This window comes from Pseudomonas sp. Bc-h (assembly GCF_002080045.1).
Taxonomy (GTDB): Bacteria; Pseudomonadota; Gammaproteobacteria; order Pseudomonadales; family Pseudomonadaceae; genus Aquipseudomonas.
The window spans coordinates 224,513-245,914 of sequence record NZ_MUIN01000011.1 but is presented as its reverse complement, the minus strand read 5'-3'; the positions used below and the strand labels follow the sequence as shown (position 1 = coordinate 245,914).

Below are 21,402 nucleotides of genomic sequence, written 5' to 3'. Positions count from 1 at the left end.
ACACGGGTGTAACGCCCGAAGCCCTTACTGGCAGGCTTCGCAGTCTGGCTCGTCGATCGCGCAGGCTTTTGGCACTGGCGCTGGACCGGCTGGCGCTGCTTCGGCTGGACGCGGGGCGGTGATCGCCGAGTCGTCCGGGCCGTGGCCACCGCTGGAAACGGCGTTCAGCTTGCCGGTGTTGATGGTCGACTTCTCGGTGCTGGTCGCCGCCAGGGCACGGAGGTAGTAAGTGGTTTTCAGACCACGGTACCAGGCCATGCGGTAGGTGACGTCCAGCTTCTTGCCCGAAGCGCCGGCGATGTACAGGTTCAGCGACTGAGCCTGGTCGATCCACTTCTGACGACGGCTTGCCGCGTCGACGATCCACTTGGTGTCGACTTCGAACGCAGTGGCGTACAGGTCTTTGAGTTCCTGCGGGATGCGCTCGATCTGCTGTACCGAACCGTCGTAGTACTTGAGGTCGTTGATCATGACCGAGTCCCACAGATCGCGCGCCTTGAGGTCGCGAACCAGGTACGGGTTGATCACGGTGAATTCGCCCGAGAGGTTCGATTTCACGTACAGGTTCTGGTAGGTCGGTTCGATCGACTGCGATACGCCGGTGATGTTGGCGATGGTCGCGGTCGGTGCGATGGCCATGATGTTCGAGTTACGAATGCCTTTCTGAACGCGAGCACGCACTGGCGCCCAGTCCAGGGTCTCTTCCAGGTCGACGTCGATGTACTTCTGGCCACGCGCTTCGATCAGGATCTGTTGCGAATCCAGTGGCAGGACGCCTTTGGACCACAGCGAACCCTGGAACGTCTCGTAGGCACCGCGCTCGTCTGCCAGATCGCAGGAAGCCTGGATCGCGTAGTAGCTGACAGCTTCCATCGAACGGTCGGCGAACTGCACGGCAGCGTCGGAACCGTAAGGGATGTGCTGCAGGTACAGCGCGTCCTGGAAGCCCATGATGCCCAGACCGACCGGACGGTGACGGAAGTTGGAGTTCTTCGCTTGCGGCACGGAGTAGTAGTTGATGTCGATAACGTTATCGAGCATGCGAACGGCTACGTCGATGGTGCGCTTGAGCTTGTCGGTGTCCAGCTTGCCGTTGACGATGTGGTTCGGCAGGTTGATCGAGCCCAGGTTGCAGACCGCGATCTCGTCCTTGTTGGTGTTCAGGGTGATCTCGGTGCACAGGTTCGAGCTGTGGACCACGCCAACGTGCTGCTGTGGCGAACGCAGGTTGCACGGGTCTTTGAACGTCAGCCATGGGTGGCCGGTTTCGAAGAGCATGGACAGCATTTTGCGCCACAGGTCTTTGGCCTGGATGGTCTTGAACAGCTTGACCTTGCCTGGGTACTCGGTCAGCGCTTCGTAGTACTCGTAGCGCTCTTCGAAGGCTTTACCGGTCAGGTCGTGCAGATCCGGCACTTCGGAAGGCGAGAACAGGGTCCACTTGCCGTCGTCGAAGACACGCTTCATGAACAGGTCAGGGATCCAGTTGGCGGTGTTCATGTCGTGGGTACGACGACGATCATCACCGGTGTTCTTGCGCAGCTCGATGAACTCTTCGATGTCCATGTGCCAGGTTTCCAGGTAGGCACAGACAGCGCCTTTGCGCTTGCCGCCCTGGTTCACTGCAACAGCGGTGTCGTTGACCACTTTCAGGAATGGCACGACGCCCTGGGATTTGCCGTTGGTGCCCTTGATGTAGGAGCCCAGCGCGCGAACCGGCGTCCAGTCGTTGCCCAGACCGCCTGCGAATTTGGACAGCATGGCGTTGTCGTGGATGGCGTGGTAAATGCCCGACAGGTCATCCGGAACGGTGGTCAGGTAGCAGCTCGACAGCTGTGGGCGCAGGGTGCCGGCGTTGAACAGCGTCGGGGTCGAGGCCATGTAGTCGAAGGACGACAACAGGTTGTAGAACTCGATGGCGCGGTCTTCACGGGCTTTCTCTTCGATTGCCAGGCCCATGGCCACACGCATGAAGAAGATCTGCGGCAGTTCGAAACGCACGCCATCCTTGTGGATGAAGTAACGGTCGTACAGGGTCTGCAGGCCCAGGTAGGTGAATTGCTGGTCGCGCTCGTGGTTGATCGCCTTGCCCAGTTTTTCCAGGTCGAATTCGGCCAGAACAGGGTTCAGCAGTTCGAACTCGATACCTTTGGCGACGTAAGCCGGCAGAGCCTTGGCGTACAGGTCGGCCATTTCGTGGTGAGTGGCGCTTTCGGCAACGTTCAGGAAGCCCAGGCCTTCGGCACGCAGGGTGTCCATCAGCAGGCGCGCGGTCACGAACGAGTAGTTCGGCTCACGCTCGACGAGGGTACGCGCGGTCATTACCAGAGCGGTGTTGACGTCGGTCAGCGCCACGCCGTCGTACAGGTTTTTCAGGGTTTCGTTCTGGATCAGGTTGGCGTCAACCTCGGCCAGGCCTTCACACGCTTCGGTGATGATGGTGTTCAGGCGGCCCATGTCCAGCGGCGCGAGGCTGCCGTCTTTGGCGGTGATGCGGATCGACGGGTGAGCCTGCACAGGGGCTTCGCCGCCACGACCGGCACGCTCTTTGGAGCGGTCGTTACGGTAGATCACGTAGTCGCGAGCCACTTTTTGCTCGCCAGCGCGCATCAGCGCCAGTTCTACCTGATCCTGAATTTCTTCGATGTGGATGGTGCCGCCCGAAGGCATGCGACGCTTGAAGGTCGCGGTGACCTGTTCGGTCAGGCGGGCAACGGTGTCGTGGATACGCGACGACGCGGCGGCGGTACCGCCTTCAACTGCGAGGAAAGCCTTGGTGATGGCAACGGTGATCTTGTCATCGGCATACGCAACCACGGTGCCGTTACGCTTGATCACACGCAACTGACCCGGGGCGGTCGCGGACAGGTCCTGCTGGGTCGCACCTGTCTGCGGCGCAATGGCCTGCGGATTCTCGCGAGTTGTGTCTGTTTGCATGGGTGTCTCCACGTTCTCTATGTTTATTTGGACGCTGATTGCGTCCACCGTTCCGTCTTGAGGCAGTTGACCGACAGGCGTCAGTCCAATGACTTCAAAACGGATGGGAAGGCTTTGAGCGCGATCCCTGGCTTTGAAGTCCAAAAGGGCGCGGGTCTTGGCCCGTGCCCTGTAAAAATCTGATGCAGAATGCAACTTTAATGTTGCAGCCCTAGTACCGTTACGCGCAGATCAATGAGCTTTGCTGTCTGCCATTCGCGTGTGAGCGGTCAGGCGGTAAATCGGGGTATCTCAACCCTTTTGATGCGAGAAAAAGTGCTTGAAATCTCTCGGTCACTTGTGTTTGGTTTTTTGACCCAAACCCTACATGTAGGGTCTCCACGAGCGACGGGGTACAAGATAATGCGTTTAGGACATCAAATGCAACGTGTCTTGAAGGCGCAACCTGTGGATAAAGCTGTGTGTAATTTGTGTGCGAAAAGGGTAAATCGCGTGTAGGCCGCATGCCTGCTGGGATGGACCGCCGATCACTGAGTTTTCAGTGTCGAAAAACAGTTGCCCGGTTTTTTGCGGGCGCGAACCCTATCACAAAATATGGGGTTGGCAAGGGCGGCGAACGGGTGGTTTTGCATGTCATGTGTCATGTTGGGGGAGTGGGTACTATTGCTCGCGATGATCGGCTCTGATGTCCCTCCCACGTGAAAAGCGCCGACCCTTATCTGCTCTGTCAGCAGGTGGATCTTGGCGACAACCCCTATTAATAAGAACAACCACCAGGAGACATGGACCGTGCAGCAAGAACCCTGGCAGGTGCTGATCGTCGAGGACGATCTTCGACTGGCCGAACTGACCCGCGATTACCTTGAAAGCCATGGCCTGCGCGTAGGCGTCGAGAGTGACGGTGCGCAGGCGGCGCAGCGGATCGTCGAGGAGCAGCCGGACCTGGTGATTCTCGACCTGATGCTGCCCGGCGAAGACGGTCTGAGCATCTGCCGCAAGGTGCGCGGCCGTTACGACGGGCCGATTCTGATGCTCACCGCGCGCACTGACGACAGCGACCAGATTCAGGGCCTGGACATGGGCGCCGATGATTTCGTCTGCAAGCCCGTGCACCCACGGGTGTTGCTGGCGCGGATTCACGCCTTGTTACGCCGCAGTGATGCAGTGGAGGCTCCCGCCCCGGAGCAGCGGCGCCTGGTGTTCGGCCCGCTGGTGGTGGATAACGCCTTGCGCGAGGCCTGGCTCAATGAACAGAGCATCGACCTGACCAGCGCCGAGTTCGACCTGCTGTGGCTGCTGGTGGCCAACGCCGGGCGCATTCTGTCCCGCGAAGAAATCTTCACCGCCCTGCGTGGCGTCGGTTATGACGGGCAGGATCGTTCCATCGATGTGCGCATCTCGAAAATTCGCCCCCGGATAGGCGACGACCCCATTCATCCGCGCCTGATCAAAACGGTGCGCAGCAAGGGGTATCTGTTCGTGCCGGAGGCCGCCAGGGACATGAACAACTTCATGCTCAACGGCTGACACCATGAATTCCATTTTCCTGCGTATCTATGGCGGCATGCTCGGCGTGCTGGTGCTGGTGGCATTGCTTGGCGTGCTGACGCTGCATCTGGCGAACAAGGTGCGTGGCGAGCAGTACCGCGAGCAACTGGCCCACGGCACGTTTACGCTGATGGCCGATAACCTCAAGCAGATGGACAACATCGAGCGCACGCGCGCGTTGGCGGTGTGGGAGCGGCTGCTGGGAATTCCACTGGAGCTGGAAACCGCCGAGCAGGCGCATCTGGACGGCGGCGCGCGCAATCGCCTGAGTCGCGGCCAAGTGGTGGTCGAGCAGACCGGCCCCCATGCCGCACGGGTGTTTCGCGAGGTCGAGCCGGGCGAGTCCGGCAAACCCGGCAGCGCCTTGTTGTTGACTGGCGAGGTGCGGCAGATCAGCGAACAGTTGGCTCGGGCGACGATATTCCTGTTGCTCGACGAACTGGTGCGGTTTTCCGTCGATGAGCAGCCGATCCGCCTCGAAACCCTGCGTTTGAGCAAGGGCTTTGGCTTCGACATGCACCTGATCAAGCTGGAGCAGGCCGATGTCGATGACGATCAGCGTCGGCGCATCGATGAAGGCGACACGGTCATGGCGCTGGGCAAAGGTGGCGATTCGATCCGTGTGCTGTCTGGCGTCGGCGAAACGCCGTGGGTGCTGGAGATCGGCCCGCTGTATCAGTTCAACCCTTACCCCCCTGAATTGCTGATCCTGATTGCCTTCCTCGGCCTGTGCCTGATCGGGCTGGTGGTGTATCTGCTGGTGCGCCGGCTGGAGCGTCGTTTGCTAGGGCTGGAAGCGGCGGCGACGCAGATCGCTCAAGGCAGTCTGGAAACCCGCGTACCCACCACTGGAGCTGATTCAGTAGGGCGGCTGGCGTCGGCCTTCAACGGCATGGCCGAGCATTTGCAACGCTCACTGACCATTCAACGCGAGCTGGTGCGTGCCGTTTCCCACGAATTGCGTACCCCAGTGGCGCGTCTGCGCTTTGGCCTGGAAATGATCGGCGACGCCAGCACCCCCGAAGCGCGGCATAAATACATGATCGGCATGGACAACGACATTCAGGACCTCGACAAGCTGGTGGACGAGATGCTGACGTACGCGCGTCTGGAGCAAGGTTCGCCGACCCTGAACTTTCAGCGCATCGACCTTGACGCCTTGATCGATCAGGTTATCGCCGAACTGGCGCCACTGCGGGCCAACGTCAAGGTCACTCGCGGCGAATGCATCGCGGTGAACGACGATTCATCCGAGGGCGTGACTGCCTGGGTCGAGGCCGAGCCGCGTTACTTGCACCGCGCGCTGCAGAATCTGGTGAGCAATGCGATGCGTCACGCCGAGTCCGAGGTGCGGATCGGTTTTCAGCTGAGCCAGGAGCGCTGCCGTATCGATGTCGAAGACGATGGCCCCGGCGTGCCCGAAAGCGCCTGGGAGCGGATTTTCACGCCGTTCATGCGCCTCGATGACAGCCGCACGCGGGCGTCGGGCGGGCATGGGCTGGGGTTGTCGATCGTGCGCCGGATCATTCATTGGCACGCCGGTCGCGCGCTGATCGGGCGCAGCCAGGCCCTCGGCGGCGCCTGTTTCAGCCTCGCCTGGCCACGTCAGCAGGGGGATGCGTGAGCCGCGATCTATTTGCCGGGCCATTGGCCGGATTTGCGAAGACGCTGGTTCTGGATAAGGCGCGTCCGGTTATCCCCCTGCCTGAATTGTTGCGGGGCGACACTCTCGACCGGCTGTTATTGCAGGTTTACGGCCCGGAATTGATGCCTGAACAGCTGCCGGTGCTGGTCTCGCAATGGATGAAATATTACGCGATGCAGCTCATTCCGCCGGTTGTCGTGGCGAGCCTGGTGCATGGAGTGAGTTGGTCGTTGTCGCTGGATCGGTTGGGATTTGCCCTTGATGAACGGGGTTTGCTCGATGGCGTGAGAGTTGAGGGGGAGGCGTGTGAGGCTTCTCGATCAGACGAGGCTTTCGAGCGTTTCGCGCCGTTGCTCGACAATCTGCAGCAAGTCATCGAACGCTTGAGCGCTTATGGCAACGTGGCGCCGGGCGTGCTGTGGGGCAATGCCGGGGATTATCTGGAAACCTGTCTGCGTCAGCTGTCGGCGGCGAGCGAAGTGTCGCTGGACCCTGGATATGGTCTGCTGCGCGAAAGGCTGCGGTCGAACGGAAGGCGCAACCCGCTGTTCAACGCCATTACCTATACAAAAGGGGTGAACGGGATAGAAGGGGTGGACGGGCAGTCGGTCAGGCAGCGGCGCAGTTGCTGTTTGAGTTATCGGGTCGAGCGGGTAGGGCGGTGTGAGCATTGCCCTTTGCAGTGGATCACGCCTACCCACATAGACGTGTAGCAGTCCGGCTACAGGAGGCATGTCGAGGCCCGAGGACTTTCAGTTCGGGATGCTGACCAGACTCAACAACTGCCCATCCCGCACGCTGAATTGTCCCTGCAACTCTCTGCCGCTGTGCCATTGCTCTGAAAGGTCGATCTTCAAGCGCAGCCGTGCGCTGCCGGTTTCCGACCATTCGAGCAATTCGGCGTCTTCGAAGTAGAAGCGTTTGAGCACGATGGGGTAGAGCGCCTTGAACAGGCTTTCTTTCAGGGAGAAGGTCAGCGTGGCCAGCAGCGCGACCTGGTGCTCGGGCCCTGCGGCCATGCGTTGCAGCTCATCGGCGGTGAGGATTTCCCCCGCCAGACGAGCGGCGCGTTCGCTGCTCATCACTTTTTCCACGTCCATGCCCAACCCGCGCCAGTGCCGTTTGTTGGCAACGATGGCTGCTGCCCAGCCGGTGCTGTGGGTGATCGAACCGCATAGATCTTCAGGCCAGACCGGGGCGCGATCATCACCGATCAATGGCACATGCTGACGGCCGTCGAGCTGACGCATTGCTTCGCGAGCGCAAAGGCGCCCGGCGAGGAATTCGGTCTGACGTTTGGCCACTGAGCGCTGGATACTGGCGGGAGGTTCGATCAGGCAGCGCTGAAAGTCGCCGTCGACGAGTTTCTGCGGGTCGAACTGACTGCTCACCAGTACCACGTTTTCCAGCGCCTGGGGCAGAGGCCAGTGAGTGGTGAGGATGGGGCAGCAGTTAGGGAGGTCTGGGGACTGGGTCATGGGCGGCATTTTGCCGGAATAGGATTGAGGTGCGCCACAAAAGCGAAGGGCCACCTGATTCGGTTCCGGCAGGCGCCCTGTACCAGTCCGGCTGGACAGCTACAGGGCATGAAGCCCCCGGCTCAATTACAGCGTCGAATTCTTCGCGAACTGCTCTTTAAGGAACGCCTTCATGTCCGCCCACGAACTCATGTCTGCGGCCTGGTTGTAGCCGATATCCGGCCCGCCATGATCGCCGTGGCTGAGTTTGTCGGCGTCCGGGTTGGTGAAGCCGTGTTTGGCGCCGTCGATGCCGACGAACTTGTAGTCCGCCTTGGCGGCGTCCATTTCTTTCTTGAAGTCGGCGACGTTCTGCGCAGTGACCATGGTGTCACCGTTGCCGTGTTCGATCAGCATCGGGGTCTTGGTCACGCCTTCCTTCGCCGGGGTCTTGGTGGTCAGTGCACCGTGGAAACTCACCACTGCATCCAGCGGTTCACCCCGTCGTGCGGCATCCAGGACCACGCCGCCACCGAAGCAGTAGCCGATGGCGGCGATCTTCTGCGGGTTGGTTTCGGGCTGTTTTTTCAGCTGTTCGATGCCTGCGTCAAAGCGTTTGGCGGACGCCGCGCTGTCGGCCGTGGCGGCCTGCATGAACGCCATGGCGTCTTTCGGGTGTTCGGTGTTCTTGCCCTCACCGTACATGTCGATGGCCATGGCGCTGTAGCCCAGAACCGCCAGATCGCGGGCGCGGCGCTTGGCGTAATCGTTCAGGCCCCACCATTCATGGACCACCACGATGCCGGGGCGTGGGCCCTTGATGGCGTCGTCGTAGGCGTAGTAGCCGACCAGTCTGGTGCCATCGGCGCTCTGGTAATCGATGGTGCGGGTTTTCACTTCCGCCTGGGCAAGGCTCGCCAGGCACATGAGGGTGAAGGCTATCAGCAACCGCATGTTGTTCTCCTTTGCGTTCGGGGCTCGTCTTGCGTTGAGCCTAGACGATTGTGTCGTACAGGTCCGACCCTGTGCGGTACATATATGTTCACCTCGGGTTCAGCTCAGGTTCAGAACGCGTTCAGGAGGGGTTCAGCGCCTGCTGCGTATTCTCGGCGTCGTACCCAACAAGGCGCCTGGCGCCGGAGGACCTGCGCATGATGACGTTCAACAAGCTTTTTCTGGCCCTGGCTTTTCTCGGCAGCAGCGCCGCTGCCCAGGCGTCTGACGGCAATGCCGACAGTGCGCGCATCGACCACGGCCGAAATAGCAGAAAACTCCCAGGAATAATGATGGCGAGCACGGCTAAACTGTCCGACGCTACCCCTGCGATGAGTGGTGCCTACGCGGCGCGAACGTCAAGTCTGAGCCAGAGCCCCGACAGCTATTTGCCTGTTCAACACCGGTTATAAGCCGTCAGCGTCCAAGGATAACCAATCGAGAGGTAAATCCGTGCCTGGGAGAGCGTCATGAAATTGCTGGTTGTCGAAGATGAAGCCCTGTTGCGCCATCACTTGCAGACTCGCCTGACCGAGAGCGGTCACGTGGTCGAAGCGGTGGGCAATGCCGAGGAGGCGTTGTATCAGGCGGGCCAGTTCAATCACGACCTGGCGGTCATCGATCTGGGGCTGCCGGGCATCGGCGGGCTGGACCTGATTCGTCAGTTGCGCGCCCAGAACAAGGCGTTTCCGATTCTGATCCTTACCGCCCGCGGCAACTGGCAGGACAAGGTCGAAGGCCTGGCTGCGGGTGCCGACGACTACGTGGTCAAGCCGTTTCAGTTCGAAGAGCTGGAGGCTCGCATGAACGCCTTGCTGCGTCGCTCCAGCGGTTTCACCCAGTCGACCATCGTGGCGGGGCCGCTGCTGCTGGATCTCAACCGCAAGCAGGCTTCGCTGGACGAACAGCCTCTGGCGCTGACCGCATACGAATACCGCATCCTGGAATACCTCATGCGCCACCATCAGCAAGTGGTGCCCAAGGAGCGCCTGATGGAGCAGCTGTATCCCGATGACGACGAGCGCGATCCGAACGTGATCGAAGTGCTGGTCGGCCGCCTGCGCCGCAAGCTGGAGGGGCCGGACGGTTTCAAGCCGATCGATACGGTTCGCGGGCTGGGGTATCTGTTTACCGAGCGCTGTAGATGATTCGTTCGCTTCGCGTACGTCTGATGCTGGCCGCCGCCACCCTGGCGGTCATTTTCATGCTGCTGATGCTGCCTGCGCTGCAAAGCGCGTTCAGCCTGGCGCTGGAAAGCTCCATCGAAAAACGCCTGGCCTCTGATGTCACCACACTGATTTCCGCCGCGCGGGTCGAAGACGATCGGCTGTTGATGCCGACGCTGTTGCCCGGCGAGCAATTCAGCCTCCCCGACAGCCGCTTGCTGGGCTACATCTATAACCGCGCCGGCAAGCTGGTCTGGCGGTCCCGGGCGACCGAAGACGAAGCCATCGATTACCAGCCGCGCTACGACGGACGGGGCGCCGAGTTCGCCAAGATCCGTCAGCCCAACGGCGAGGAGTTCTTCGTCTACGACGTGGAAATCAAGCTGTTGGGTGGGCGCAACGCGGCGTACAGCATCGTCGCCTTGCAGCCGGTGCGCGAATATCAGGAAACCATTTCCGGCCTGCGCGAGAAGCTCTATCTGGGCTTCGGCGGCGCGTTGCTGGTGCTGTTGATTCTGTTGTGGGTTGGCCTGACATGGGGCTTGCGCGCGCTCAAAGGCATGAGTCAGGAGCTGGATCAGGTGGAAGCCGGTTCCCGCGAAGGCCTCAGCGAAAAACACCCCAGCGAATTGTTGCGCCTGACCGGCTCGCTCAACCGGCTGTTGCGCAGCGAGCGAGAACAGCGCATTCGTTATCGCGACTCGCTGGGCGATCTGGCCCACAGCCTGAAAACCCCGCTGGCGGTGTTGCAAGGAGTCAGCGAGAAGATCGCCAAACGCCCTGAAGACCTTGAGCAGGCGCGCATACTTCAATCGCAGATCGAGCGCATGAGCCAGCAGATCAGCTATCAATTGCAGCGCGCCAGTTTGCGCAAGAGCGGGCTGGTGCGTCATCACGTCAATCTCAAACCCGTGGTCGAAAGCCTGTGTAACACGCTGGAGAAGGTCTATCGCGACAAACGGGTCAATGTGGTGCTGGATCTACCCGACGACTGTCAGGTGCAGATGGAGGAGGGCGCGCTGCTGGAAATGCTTGGCAATTTGCTGGAAAACGCCTATCGCCTGTGCCTCAGTGAAGTTCGGGTGAGCTGGCAGCCTTCGATCATGGGTGATGAGTTGTGCATCGAAGACGACGGCCCCGGCGTGCCGCACAGCCAGCGTGCGCGGATTCTGGAGCGTGGCGAGCGTCTGGATGAGAAAAATCCGGGCCAGGGCATCGGGCTGGCGGTGGTCAAGGACATCATCGAAAGCTATGGCGCGCAGCTGACCCTGGGCGATTCGCAGCTCGGCGGTGCGGCGTTCAGGATTCAGTTCGCGATCTGACGGCTACGGATGATCGGGGTGGCGCGACTCGCTATCAAACCTCCTGCGCCCGATACGCCCCCGGCGTCAGTCCGGTCCACTTCTTGAACGCCCGATGAAACGCCGACGGCTCCGAAAACCCCAGCTGCTCGGCGATTTCCTGTAGCGACAGGTCGGCCTGGCCCAGGTGATAAATCGCCATGTCCCGCCGCAATTCATCCTTCAATCCCTGAAAACTGGTGCCCTCGTCACGCAGATGCCGGCGCAGGGTCTGGGGGCTGATATGCAGGTGATCGGCGACGGTTTCCAGGTCCGGCCATTTGTTGCAATCGCGACTGAGCAGGCGGCGTAGCTGGCTGCTGAGGCTGTCACCATCGTCCGGACGGGCCAGCAAGTCGGCAGGGGAACGCTCGAGGAAACGCTTGAGGGTGCGTTCGTCCTGCAACAGCGGCAGGTCCAGATAACGTGCATGGAAGGTCAACGCGGTTTGCTGAGCGGCGAACTGCATCGGGCAATAGAACAGCAGATCGTACTCGGCGCTGTGGGCCGGTTTGGGGTAAGCGAAGGTGGCGTTGTCCAGCCGAATGCGCTGGCCGATCAGCCAACTGGCGAGGCGATGCCAGATCACCAGCAGCGACTCACTCAGGAAGTGCTCGGGATCGCTCAGGCTCGAATCGTCCAGGCACAAACGCACCCATTCACCTTCACGTTGCAGGCTCAGGCGTGGTGAATCGGGGAACAGCCCGTAAAACATGAAGCCCCGCTGCAAGGCCTTGTCCAGCGTGCGGCAGTGGATCAGCGCATGACACATCATGGCGAAGGTCCCGCGCTTGCTGGGCGCCAGGCCAAAGCCCATGTATTCGTCGTCCAGCGCTCGCCACACCAACTGGATGAGGCGCGCAAACTGTTCCGGCGCAATGCGCGCCCGCGGCTCGTCCAGCAGTTCAGGCTGGATGCCGGCCTGTTCCAGAATCGGCAGGCAATCGAGCTCATAGCGACGCGCACCTTGCAGCACGGCGCGGGCGAAATGGCTGGCGATGGTTCGTTGGCGCATGGCGGGCTCTTGTTCTTCTTGATGCGAAAGCGTGCCTGATGGTAGGCGGCGACCAGACGCACCTACAAGGCGGATACCCGCCAATGCGCGGGTTATTTTGTCTGGAATGGGCGGAAATCCGCCATTGCTCTGCGCCATTTTTGACTAGGGTTAACCAGGCAGTCCATGCCGCTCGGGGCTTTCAGGGAATTTTCAAACAGTGGCACGGGGCTTGCGATACAAGTCGCAGAGGTCTGCCGCGCGCAGCTCGACAAAAACAAATCTCTCCGAGCAGGAGGGTTCGCACTTTAGGCGTCGTCGCATCAGGAATGATGCAAAGCGACGCTCTTGAGGAAACTGCAATGACGACTCGTCAGCCAATCTACAAATCCCTGTATGCCCAGGTGATCGTTGCAATCATCATCGGTATCGCACTCGGTCACTGGTATCCCGATACTGCCGTTACGCTCAAACCCTTGGGTGACGGGTTTATCAAACTGATCAAAATGGTCATCGCCCCCATCATCTTCTGCACCGTGGTCAGCGGCATCGCTGGCATGCAGAGCATGAAGTCCGTGGGCAAGACCGGTGGTTACGCGCTGCTCTACTTCGAAATCGTCTCCACCATCTCGCTGATCATCGGCCTGATCGTGGTGAACGTGGTTCAGCCGGGCGCCGGCATGAACATCGACGTTTCGACCCTTGACGCTTCCAAAGTCGCTGCCTACGTCACCGCTGGTAAAGACCAGAGCATCGTCGGCTTCATCCTGAACGTGATACCGAACACCATCGTCGGCGCCTTCGCCAACGGCGATATCCTGCAAGTGCTGATGTTCTCGGTGATCTTCGGTTTCGCCCTGCATCGCCTGGGTTCCTACGGCAAGCCGATCCTGGACTTCATCGATCGCTTCGCCCACGTCATGTTCAACATCATCAACATGATCATGAAACTGGCGCCACTGGGTGCGCTGGGTGCAATGGCCTTCACCATCGGCGCTTACGGCGTGAGCTCGCTGGTGCAACTGGGTCAGTTGATGCTGTGCTTCTACATCACCTGCCTGCTGTTCGTGCTAGTGGTGCTGGGCGGTATCGCTCGCGCTCACGGTTTCAGCATCCTGAAACTGATCAAGTACATCCGCGAAGAACTGCTGATCGTACTGGGTACTTCCTCGTCTGAATCGGCGCTGCCTCGCATGCTGATCAAGATGGAGCGTCTGGGCGCGAAGAAATCCGTGGTGGGTCTGGTGATCCCGACCGGTTACTCGTTCAACCTCGACGGCACCTCGATCTACCTGACCATGGCCGCCGTGTTCATCGCTCAGGCGACCAACACCCACATGGACATCACCCACCAGATCACCCTGCTGCTGGTGCTGCTGCTGTCCTCCAAAGGCGCTGCAGGCGTGACCGGTTCGGGCTTCATCGTACTGGCTGCCACCCTGTCGGCCGTTGGCCACCTGCCGGTAGCCGGTCTGGCGCTGATCCTGGGTATCGACCGCTTCATGTCCGAAGCCCGCGCATTGACCAACCTGGTCGGTAACGCTGTGGCGACCCTGGTCGTTGCCAAGTGGGTGAAAGAACTGGACGAACCACAGCTTCAGGCCGAGCTGGCGTCGGGTGGCCGTGCCATCGAAGAAACCCGTCCAGAAGACGATCTGGGCGTGGCCGAAGGCCCTGCTTCGGTCGGTCGTTCCTGATCGGTTAGCGTCACGCTGAACTGAAAAGCCCGCCCATGGGAAACCTGGGCGGGCTTTTTGTTTGGGGCTGTCGGGCCCGGGTGAATCGGAGCGCAGTCAAGGCGGATGGCGTGTTGTGTCATTGCTGCACGCGTGACTGCTGCCTACTCTGATCCCATTCGCCGTTCCTCAGGGAGGCTTCACATGCAAGGTCCGCTGTGCTCACTCAAAGTCCTCGATTTCTCGACGCTGTTGCCCGGGCCGTTCGCCTCGTTGCTGCTGGCGGACATGGGCGCCGAGGTGTTGCGCATCGAATCGCCGACCCGGCTGGACCTGCTGCGCGTGCTGCCGCCCCATGATCAGGGCGTGTCAGCCAGCCATGCCTACCTCAACCGCAACAAGCGCAGCCTGGCGCTGGACCTCAAGCAGCCCCGGGCGATAGAGGTGATCAAGCGGCTGGTGGCGCAATACGACATCGTGCTGGAGCAGTTTCGCCCCGGCGTGATGGATCGCCTCGGGATTGGCTACGAAGCGCTCAAGGCAATCAACCCGCGCCTGATCTACGTGGCGATCACAGGCTACGGCCAGACTGGCCCTTATCGCGAGCGTGCCGGGCATGACATCAACTATCTGGCGCTGGCCGGTGTCGCCAGCCACACAGGGCGCAAGGACAGCGGTCCGCTGCCATTGGGCGTACAGGTCGCCGATTTGGCAGGCGGGTCACTGCACGGGGTGATCGGACTGCTGGCCGCCGTGGTGGCGCGCAGTCAGACCGGGCAGGGCCAGTATGTCGACGTCAGCATGACCGACTGTGCGTTCAGCCTGAATGCTCTGGCGGGGGCAGGGTATCTGGCGGCGGGGGTCGAACCACAGCCTGAGGAACAGATGCTCAACGGCGGCAGCTTCTACGACTATTACCGCAGCCGCGACGGGCGCTGGTTTTCGGTGGGCAGTCTCGAGCCGGCCTTCATGCAGGCATTGTGTGACGCACTGGGGCGCCCGGAGTTGGGCCAGCGTGGCTTGTCGGCAGTGGCAACCGATCAGATGGCGCTCAAGCATGAACTGCAGATTGAGTTTGAACGGCGTGGTTTTGCCGAGCTTGAAGCCTGCTTCGCCGCCATTGATGCCTGCGTCGAGCCTGTTTTGAGCTTTGCCGAGGCGCTCGAGCATCCACAACTGCAGGCCCGGCAGGTCGTAACGCAAGTCCCGAGGGGCGACGGCAGTCTTCAATCTCAGATGGCCTGTCCGTTGAAGTTCTCGGACGGTCTGCCTGAACCGCGGCACATCGCCGCGGCCGCGGGTGCGCACAGTGAGCAGGTGCTGGGGGCGGCCGGATTCAGTGCAGAAGAAATCGCCGCGCTGCGTGAAGCCGGCGCACTGGGTTGAAGTCTATTCGACCCGCGTCTCGCCACTGAATACCAGAATTTCCCGGCAGCTTCGGCACAAATAGCTGCGACCTTTGCGCACCAGCTTGTGGCGCTGCACCGAGAACGGGAAGTCGCTTTCCGGGCACGGGCAACGGTAGATGTAGCGGGTCACGCTGCGGCGCTGGATTTCATAGGTGTGGCAGCGATTGGGCGGCAGTTCGTACACGCCGCGCATGATCAACTGCCATTCCTCGCCATGGGGTTGAATGGTGTCGCCGAACAACTGATGGGCCACCAGATGCGCAACCTCGTGGGCCACGGTCTGGCGCAGGAAGTCTTCGCTGTTTTCGCGGTACAGCTGCGGATTGAAGCGCAGCAGGTTTTCATGCAGGTGCGCGACACCGGCCTTCTGGCCTCGCAATTTGAGGCTGACGACAGGGCGTTTGAAAGGGCGTTTGAAAAAATCTTCGGCTTGTTGGTAACAGGATTCGACGCGGGAATTGAGTTGCTCGAGCATGCTTCATCGGTCTCCAGAGGATGCGAGTATGCCGCAAAGCGTGTGCTTGCCGAAAACCAAAGGCGCCGAATGGTAGGAATAATGCGAAGGTTCGGGCTTGCAAAGAGCCCTGTGGCAGAGAGCTTGCTCGCGAATGCCGTGGATCAGAGACATCTTCTTGGCTGACACACCGCATTCGTGAGCAAGCTCCCTCCCACATGTCCGTATGTGATTTCACAGTCCGTCGCGTCTACTCGCTCATCGCTCAATTGGTGTACTCAGGCCCCACCCCGATACCCCACAGCACCACGGTGAACGCCATGATCGCTACCAGCACCACCAGACCCACCGCCAGTACCGAGCTGGAAAACATGAAGCCCTCATCCGGGTGGATATTCATGAACACCGGCAAGCCCACATACAGCAGGTAAACCGTGTAGCAGACCGCCGCCAGGCCGACCATCATTCCCAGCCACATGTGCGGATACAGCGCCGCGAGGCCGCCGATGAACAATGGGGTAGCCGTGTAGGTGGCAAAGGCCACGCACCGCGCAAGGCTTGGGCTGGCATCGTAGGTGCGGGCCATCCAGTGGATGAAACCGCCCATGACCGCGACTCCGGCGAGCATGGCGATATAGGACATGATGGTCATCCAGATCGCGCTTTCGCTCGTCAACATGACCGGCGCACGGCTGCCGATGACCCAGCCGACCTGAGTGGTGCCGATGTACGCGGAAACGGCGGGGATCGCTGCCAGAATCAACGTATGGGTGAGGTACATGTGGCTGATGCTTTCTTCTTCTTCGCCACGTATCTGTTGCCATTCTTGATCGGGGTGCGTGAACAGCCCCAAAACGTGATGGATCATGCCCTTTACTCCTGATGATGTCCGCCGTCGCACCTGACCGGCCACATGCCGTCAGGGCAAGGCCACAATCTCAGAACGGGAATGGCTGCGACCTCATTGCCAGTATAGAAAGCTGGAGGCCTCGAAAACCGTGGCCTTTAGAGTAATTGGGACTATCCGGGGGCTGTTAATAGCTGATGGTGATCAGCAGCCGAATATGGGCGGATAAATGGTATGTGTCGCTGTGACGGAACCTGTGGGAGCTGCTGGAAGTTACGACAGTGGCGAATGCGGCGTGTCAGGTATACCGCTTTCGCCACTGTCGTGACCTCCAGCAGCGCCCACAGGGCTGTGTGGCACCCACACAAGCATTACCTGCCGCCACGTTTATGCGTAAAATGCCGACCTTTTCCAGAGTCACAGCGAGCGGATATCAGCGCCATGGGCACCCTTTCAGTCAATCAGAACAAACTGCAGAAGCGTCTGCGCAGGCTCGCTGGCGAAGCGGTGGCCGATTTCAACATGATTGAAGAGGGCGACAAGGTGATGGTCTGCCTGTCCGGCGGCAAGGACAGCTACACCATGCTCGACGTGCTGATCCATCTGCAGAAGGTGGCGCCGATCAAATTCGATATCGTCGCCGTGAACATGGACCAGAAACAGCCAGGCTTTCCCGAGCACGTGCTGCCGGCGTACCTGAAAGAACTCGGCGTCGAGTACCACATCGTCGAGAAAGACACCTATTCGGTGGTCAAGGAACTGATTCCCGAAGGCAAGACCACCTGCTCGCTGTGCTCGCGCCTGCGTCGCGGCACGCTGTACACCTTCGCCGACGAAATCGGCGCGACCAAGATGGCCCTCGGTCACCACCGCGACGACATCGTCGAAACCTTCTTCCTGAACATGTTCTTCAACGGCACCATCAAGGCCATGCCGCCGAAGCTGCGCGCCGACGATGGCCGCAATGTGGTGATTCGTCCGCTGGCCTACTGCGCCGAGAAAGACATCCAGGCCTATTCGGACATGAAGCAGTTCCCGATCATTCCGTGCAACCTGTGCGGCTCCCAGGAAAACCTGCAGCGTCAGGTGGTCAAGGACATGCTTCAGGACTGGGATCGCAAGACCCCGGGGCGTTCGGAAATGATCTTCCGCAGCCTGCAGAATGTCATTCCGTCGCAACTGGCGGACCGCAACCTGTTCGACTTCACCAGCCTGAAGATCGACGAGACCGCAGCGTCGCGGTTCGTGAATGTGGTGAATATCTAAAGCACCCCCGCCAACTGTTGTGGGCGGGGAGCTTGCTCGCGAAAGCGGTGTGTCAGACACAACAATGCGGCAGACCGAATGCATTCGCGAGCAAGCTCCCTCCCACGGTGGTGGCGTCGTCAAGGGAACCGAGGTGTTTAGCCGGCTGGTTACAACCCCACCTCCGGCAACACCGGCTTGTTCGCCAGCGCCGTCTTCATCAGCCCCTCGACATATTCCCGGTCACTGTCCGGCAGCGCCAGACGCGGTGGGCGGGTGAGGGCGCTGCCGCGTTCCATGATCGCTTCGCAGAGCTTGATGCACTGCACCAGGTCCGGACGCGCATCCAGGTGCAGCAGCGGCATGAACCACTCATAAAGCGCCATCGCTTCAGCGAAACGTCCGGCCTTGGCCAGGCGGAACAGGGTTTCGCCCTCTTTCGGGAAGGCGTTGGACATCCCCGACACCCAGCCCACTGCGCCCACGGCCACGCTTTCCACCAGCACGTCATCGAGGCCGGCGAACAGCACGAATCGGTCACCCACTTCGTTGCGCACGTCGATGAAGCGGTTGGTGTTTCCCGACGAGTCCTTGAAGCAGACGATGTTGTCGCAGTCGGCCAGGGAAATAAGGATGTCCGGGGTGACGTCGTTCTTGTAGATCGGCGGGTTGTTGTAAACCATCATCGGCAAGTCGGTGGCCGCGGCCACGGTGCGAAAGTGCGCGGCGGTCTCGAAGGGTTTGGACGAGTAGACCAGCGCAGGCATCAGCATGATCCCGTCAGCGCCAGCCTTTTGCACGTCTTTGGCAACCGCACTGGCGTTGGCGCTGGTGAATTCGGCAATCCCTGAAATCACCGGCACGCGCCCGGCCGAGGCGTCCTTGGCGACCTCCACCAGGCTGATTTTTTCAGCGACGCTCAACGAGGTGTTTTCACCCACAGTGCCACAGATCACCAACCCTGAGACACCGTCGCGCACCAGATTGGAAATGACCTTGTGGGTAGCCTCCAGGTTGAGAGAGAAATCTTCGTTGAATTGCGTGGTAACGGCAGGGAAAACACCGCTCCAGGATACGGACTGGCTCATGAGTGACTCCTTATGTATGGAAGGTATTTCGTATACGTTCTGGTTTGGACGTAAAACGCCCGGTTAAAAAATCAATAGTGCAGTCGGGCGAATCGAGCGTTAAAGCTTCAACCCAATCGGCCAGGTGTCCGTCAACTTGTACCCCTCCGGCCACGGATCGCTCGGGTCGAGCATGTGTTGGTGCGTGCCGGTGATCCACGCGCGGCCCGATAGGCTTGGTACGATCGCAGGCCTTCCGGCGACTTCGGTTTCACTCTGGATCTTGCAGTGAAACTCCGACCCAATGATCGAACGCCCAATAAAGCGCTCACCGACCTTCAGTTGGCCTTTGGCGTGCAACACCGCCAGACGCGCCGAGCAACCGGTGCCGCAGGGCGAGCGGTCGATCTTGCCGGGGCGGATGACCACCGCGTTGGCGGCGTTCGCCACACCCCCGTGGTAATTCACGGGCGCCGCGATCTGGCAGAAGGAAATGTGATTCCAGTCCTTGTTCAGCGGATGGGTGAAACCCAGTTGCTCGTTGGCGGCCTTGGTGATTTTCAAGCCGGTTTCCACCAGATCCTTGGCTTCGTCGGCGGTAAGCGAGAAACCCAGCTTCACCGAGTCGACGATGGCAAAACTGTCGCCGCCATACGCGGTGTCCACCTGAATCGAACCCAGCCCCGGCACTTCGATCCACACGTCCAGTTGATCGGCGAACGAAGGGTGGTTGTGCACCTCGACGCTTGTTACCTTGCCGTCCCGGCACTGCGCGATGGCCTCGATCAGGCCGCCCGGCGCTTCGAGCACCAGTCGGGTTTCTGGCTCGGTCATCGGCAGAATTCCGCTGTCCAGCAGCACGGTCGCCACGCACAGCGAGTTGGAGCCCGACATCGGCGGCACGTCGGCCGGTTCCATGATGATCCAGCCCATCTGCGCCTTGGGGTTCTTCGGCGGCACCAGCAGGTTGACGTGACGGAACACCCCGCCGCGCGGTTCATTGAGCATGAAGTTGCGCAGCACGTTGTCTTTTTCGATCCAGCGCGACTGCTCCCAGATCGTATCGCCCGGCGGCGGCGCGACGCCGCCGACGATGACATCGCCGACTTCTCCCTCAGCGTGGCAACTGACTACATGAATCGCTTTCGATGAGCGCATGACACAAAGCCCTCCTGTTGAACTCGGTTTATCTGATCGAACCCCATACCCTGTTGCCGCCCGGCCGGGCTGCTACAGAAGGTGTGCATTGCCCTAATTGATCGAACGCAAAAAGTCGGCGGTCTCGGGTCGCTGTGGGTTACCGATGACCTGATCCGGCGTCCCGATCTCATGCACCAGGCCATTACGAAAGAACGCCACGCGGTCCGATACATCCCGGGCGAAGCGAATCTCGTGGGTCACCAGAATCATGGTCATGCCGTCTTCGGCGAGCATGCGCATGGTGTCCAGCACTTCGCCCACCAGTTGCGGGTCCAGGGCCGAAGTCGCTTCGTCGAACAGCATGTAGTCCGGGGACATCGCCAGCGCCCGGGCAATCGCCATGCGCTGTTGCTGGCCGCCGGAAAGCTTGCCGGGGAATACTTTCAATTTGTCACCCAGCCCCACATGGGTCAGTTGCTTGACCGCCAGCGCCTCGGCTTCGGCCTTGCTTTTGCCGAGCACGGTGCGCGGGGCGAGCATCACGTTTTCCAGTACGGTCAGGTGCGGGAAGGCATTCCATTGCTGAAAGACGATGCCAATCCGCTGCCGCAGTTTGTTGATGTCGGTGCTCTTGGCGTGAACCTCGGTGCCGTCCACGCGAATGCTGCCGCTCTTGATCGATTCCAGGCCATTGATGCACATCAGCAGGGTCGATTTGCCCGAGCCCGAGCCGCCGATGATCGACACCACTTCGCCTTTCTGTACCTGCAGGCTCACGCCCTTGATCACTTCAAGCTCGCCGAACGATTTGTGTACGTTGTCGATCTCAATCATTTTCCTGCCACCTCGTTTCCAGGCGCGCACCCAGGCGGGCGATCACCAGACTCATGACGTAGTAAATGAGGCCTGCGATGCACAGCACCAGCAGCGGTTCTTGAATGCGCGTGACGATGGTCTGCGAGGCGCGCAGCAGTTCGACGATGCCGATCCACATCACCAGCGCGGTGTCTTTCATGACCGACAGCAACAGGTTGACCCAGCCGGGGAAGGCTACGCGGGTCGCCATCGGCATGACGATCTGGCGCAGGTCCTGCCAGTAGGTCAGGCCCAGCGAACGGCTGGCGCGGCGCAGGGTGAGCGGCACCGACAGCACGCCGCTGCGTACGATTTCCGTGCAGTACGCGGTCACGTACAAGCCCAGCACCACACAGGCCACAGCGAAGGCACTCCAGTTCAGGCCGGCGATGCTTTTCAGCGCGTTGAACAGCACGAACTGGATCAGCAACGGCACGCTGCGGAACACGTCCAGCAACCAGGCCAGCGGTACGGTGCTGCGCGGCAGCAGGGCGCGCGCCATGCCGCAAACCACTCCGGCCAGCGTGCCGATGATCATCGAGATGATCGTCAGCAGAATGGTGACCCAGGCGCCTTCGAGCATGAATTGCATGTCGTTCCAGCTGAAACTGCTATTGAACATGTCGATC

Annotated in this window: 19 protein-coding genes; 9 read left to right on the top strand and 10 right to left on the bottom strand. The window is 60.5% G+C overall.

Annotated elements, in window-relative coordinates; all coding sequences use genetic code 11:
• Positions 1-24 precede the first annotated feature (24 nt).
• Complete coding sequence (locus BWR59_RS21435; RefSeq protein ID WP_081567633.1) at positions 25-2,937, bottom strand: ribonucleoside-diphosphate reductase subunit alpha; 2,913 nt, start codon at positions 2,935-2,937, stop codon at positions 25-27.
• Between the two features lie 789 nt (positions 2,938-3,726).
• Here BWR59_RS21435 and BWR59_RS21430 point away from each other — a divergent pair.
• The 3 genes from BWR59_RS21430 to fhuF are packed head-to-tail and all read left to right on the top strand — an operon-like array spanning position 3,727 to position 6,843.
• Positions 3,727-4,464 (top strand): response regulator, encoded by a 738-nt coding sequence (locus BWR59_RS21430; RefSeq protein ID WP_081567632.1) that lies wholly within the window; start codon positions 3,727-3,729, stop codon positions 4,462-4,464.
• A gap of 4 nt (positions 4,465-4,468) precedes the next feature.
• Entirely contained in the window at positions 4,469-6,109 is a 1,641-nt protein-coding gene (locus BWR59_RS21425) for an ATP-binding protein (protein WP_081567631.1), read from the top strand.
• Positions 6,067-6,843, top strand: a complete 777-nt coding sequence (fhuF, locus tag BWR59_RS21420) for a siderophore-iron reductase FhuF (RefSeq protein ID WP_081567952.1) — start codon at positions 6,067-6,069, stop codon at positions 6,841-6,843. The genes BWR59_RS21425 and fhuF overlap by 43 nt, the downstream gene beginning before the upstream one ends.
• A 39-nt stretch (positions 6,844-6,882) precedes the next feature.
• Here fhuF and BWR59_RS21415 read toward each other — a convergent pair whose 3' ends face one another.
• Positions 6,883-7,608 (bottom strand): 4'-phosphopantetheinyl transferase, encoded by a 726-nt coding sequence (locus BWR59_RS21415; RefSeq protein ID WP_218191256.1) that lies wholly within the window; start codon positions 7,606-7,608, stop codon positions 6,883-6,885.
• Positions 7,609-7,734: 126 nt separating this feature from the next.
• Positions 7,735-8,541, bottom strand: a complete 807-nt coding sequence (locus BWR59_RS21410) for a dienelactone hydrolase family protein (RefSeq protein WP_081567630.1) — start codon at positions 8,539-8,541, stop codon at positions 7,735-7,737.
• 197 nt (positions 8,542-8,738) lie between these two features.
• Between BWR59_RS21410 and BWR59_RS21405 the strand changes: the two genes are divergently transcribed.
• Genes BWR59_RS21405 through BWR59_RS21395 form a run of 3 tightly spaced genes read left to right on the top strand, consistent with a single transcriptional unit; the run spans position 8,739 to position 11,068 of the window.
• Positions 8,739-8,993 (top strand): hypothetical protein, encoded by a 255-nt coding sequence (locus tag BWR59_RS21405; protein WP_081567629.1) that lies wholly within the window; start codon positions 8,739-8,741, stop codon positions 8,991-8,993.
• Between the two features lie 57 nt (positions 8,994-9,050).
• Entirely contained in the window at positions 9,051-9,728 is a 678-nt protein-coding gene (locus tag BWR59_RS21400) for a response regulator (protein WP_081567628.1), read from the top strand.
• Entirely contained in the window at positions 9,725-11,068 is a 1,344-nt protein-coding gene (locus BWR59_RS21395; protein ID WP_081567627.1) for an ATP-binding protein, read from the top strand. The genes BWR59_RS21400 and BWR59_RS21395 overlap by 4 nt, the downstream gene beginning before the upstream one ends.
• A gap of 34 nt (positions 11,069-11,102) precedes the next feature.
• Here the strand turns inward: BWR59_RS21395 and BWR59_RS21390 are convergent, their stop codons facing one another.
• The gene (locus tag BWR59_RS21390) at positions 11,103-12,101 is read right to left on the bottom strand and encodes an AraC family transcriptional regulator (protein WP_081567626.1); all 999 of its coding nucleotides are present in this window, start codon (positions 12,099-12,101) and stop codon (positions 11,103-11,105) included.
• A gap of 341 nt (positions 12,102-12,442) precedes the next feature.
• On the opposite strand from BWR59_RS21390, the gene BWR59_RS21385 reads away from it, so the two are divergent.
• Together BWR59_RS21385 and BWR59_RS21380 are read left to right on the top strand one after the other, a co-directional pair.
• Positions 12,443-13,777, top strand: coding sequence for a dicarboxylate/amino acid:cation symporter (locus tag BWR59_RS21385; protein ID WP_081567950.1), 1,335 nt, complete (start codon positions 12,443-12,445; stop codon positions 13,775-13,777).
• A gap of 183 nt (positions 13,778-13,960) precedes the next feature.
• A complete protein-coding gene (locus BWR59_RS21380) occupies positions 13,961-15,142 on the top strand; it encodes a CaiB/BaiF CoA-transferase family protein (protein WP_081567625.1) in 1,182 nt (393 codons plus the stop codon).
• Between the two features lie 3 nt (positions 15,143-15,145).
• Here the strand turns inward: BWR59_RS21380 and BWR59_RS21375 are convergent, their stop codons facing one another.
• Positions 15,146-15,640, bottom strand: a complete 495-nt coding sequence (locus BWR59_RS21375; protein ID WP_081567624.1) for a SprT family zinc-dependent metalloprotease — start codon at positions 15,638-15,640, stop codon at positions 15,146-15,148.
• A gap of 244 nt (positions 15,641-15,884) precedes the next feature.
• On the bottom strand, positions 15,885-16,487 hold the full coding sequence (locus BWR59_RS21370) for a Yip1 family protein (RefSeq protein WP_081567623.1): 603 nt from the start codon (positions 16,485-16,487) through the stop codon (positions 15,885-15,887).
• A gap of 420 nt (positions 16,488-16,907) precedes the next feature.
• Between BWR59_RS21370 and ttcA the strand changes: the two genes are divergently transcribed.
• Positions 16,908-17,732: a tRNA 2-thiocytidine(32) synthetase TtcA gene (gene ttcA, locus BWR59_RS21365; RefSeq protein ID WP_081567622.1), complete on the top strand. Its 825-nt coding sequence runs from the start codon at positions 16,908-16,910 to the stop codon at positions 17,730-17,732.
• A gap of 149 nt (positions 17,733-17,881) precedes the next feature.
• On the opposite strand, the gene BWR59_RS21360 is transcribed toward ttcA, so the two are convergent.
• The 4 genes from BWR59_RS21360 to BWR59_RS21345 form a co-directional block, all read right to left on the bottom strand.
• A complete protein-coding gene (locus BWR59_RS21360; RefSeq protein ID WP_081567621.1) occupies positions 17,882-18,799 on the bottom strand; it encodes a dihydrodipicolinate synthase family protein in 918 nt (305 codons plus the stop codon).
• A gap of 99 nt (positions 18,800-18,898) precedes the next feature.
• Positions 18,899-19,936: a proline racemase family protein gene (locus BWR59_RS21355; RefSeq protein WP_081567620.1), complete on the bottom strand. Its 1,038-nt coding sequence runs from the start codon at positions 19,934-19,936 to the stop codon at positions 18,899-18,901.
• 93 nt (positions 19,937-20,029) lie between these two features.
• Positions 20,030-20,752, bottom strand: a complete 723-nt coding sequence (locus BWR59_RS21350; protein WP_074752999.1) for an amino acid ABC transporter ATP-binding protein — start codon at positions 20,750-20,752, stop codon at positions 20,030-20,032.
• Positions 20,745-21,395 (bottom strand): amino acid ABC transporter permease, encoded by a 651-nt coding sequence (locus tag BWR59_RS21345; RefSeq protein ID WP_081567619.1) that lies wholly within the window; start codon positions 21,393-21,395, stop codon positions 20,745-20,747. Before BWR59_RS21345 ends, BWR59_RS21350 begins: the two co-directional genes overlap by 8 nt.
• Positions 21,396-21,402: the final 7 nt, after the last annotated feature.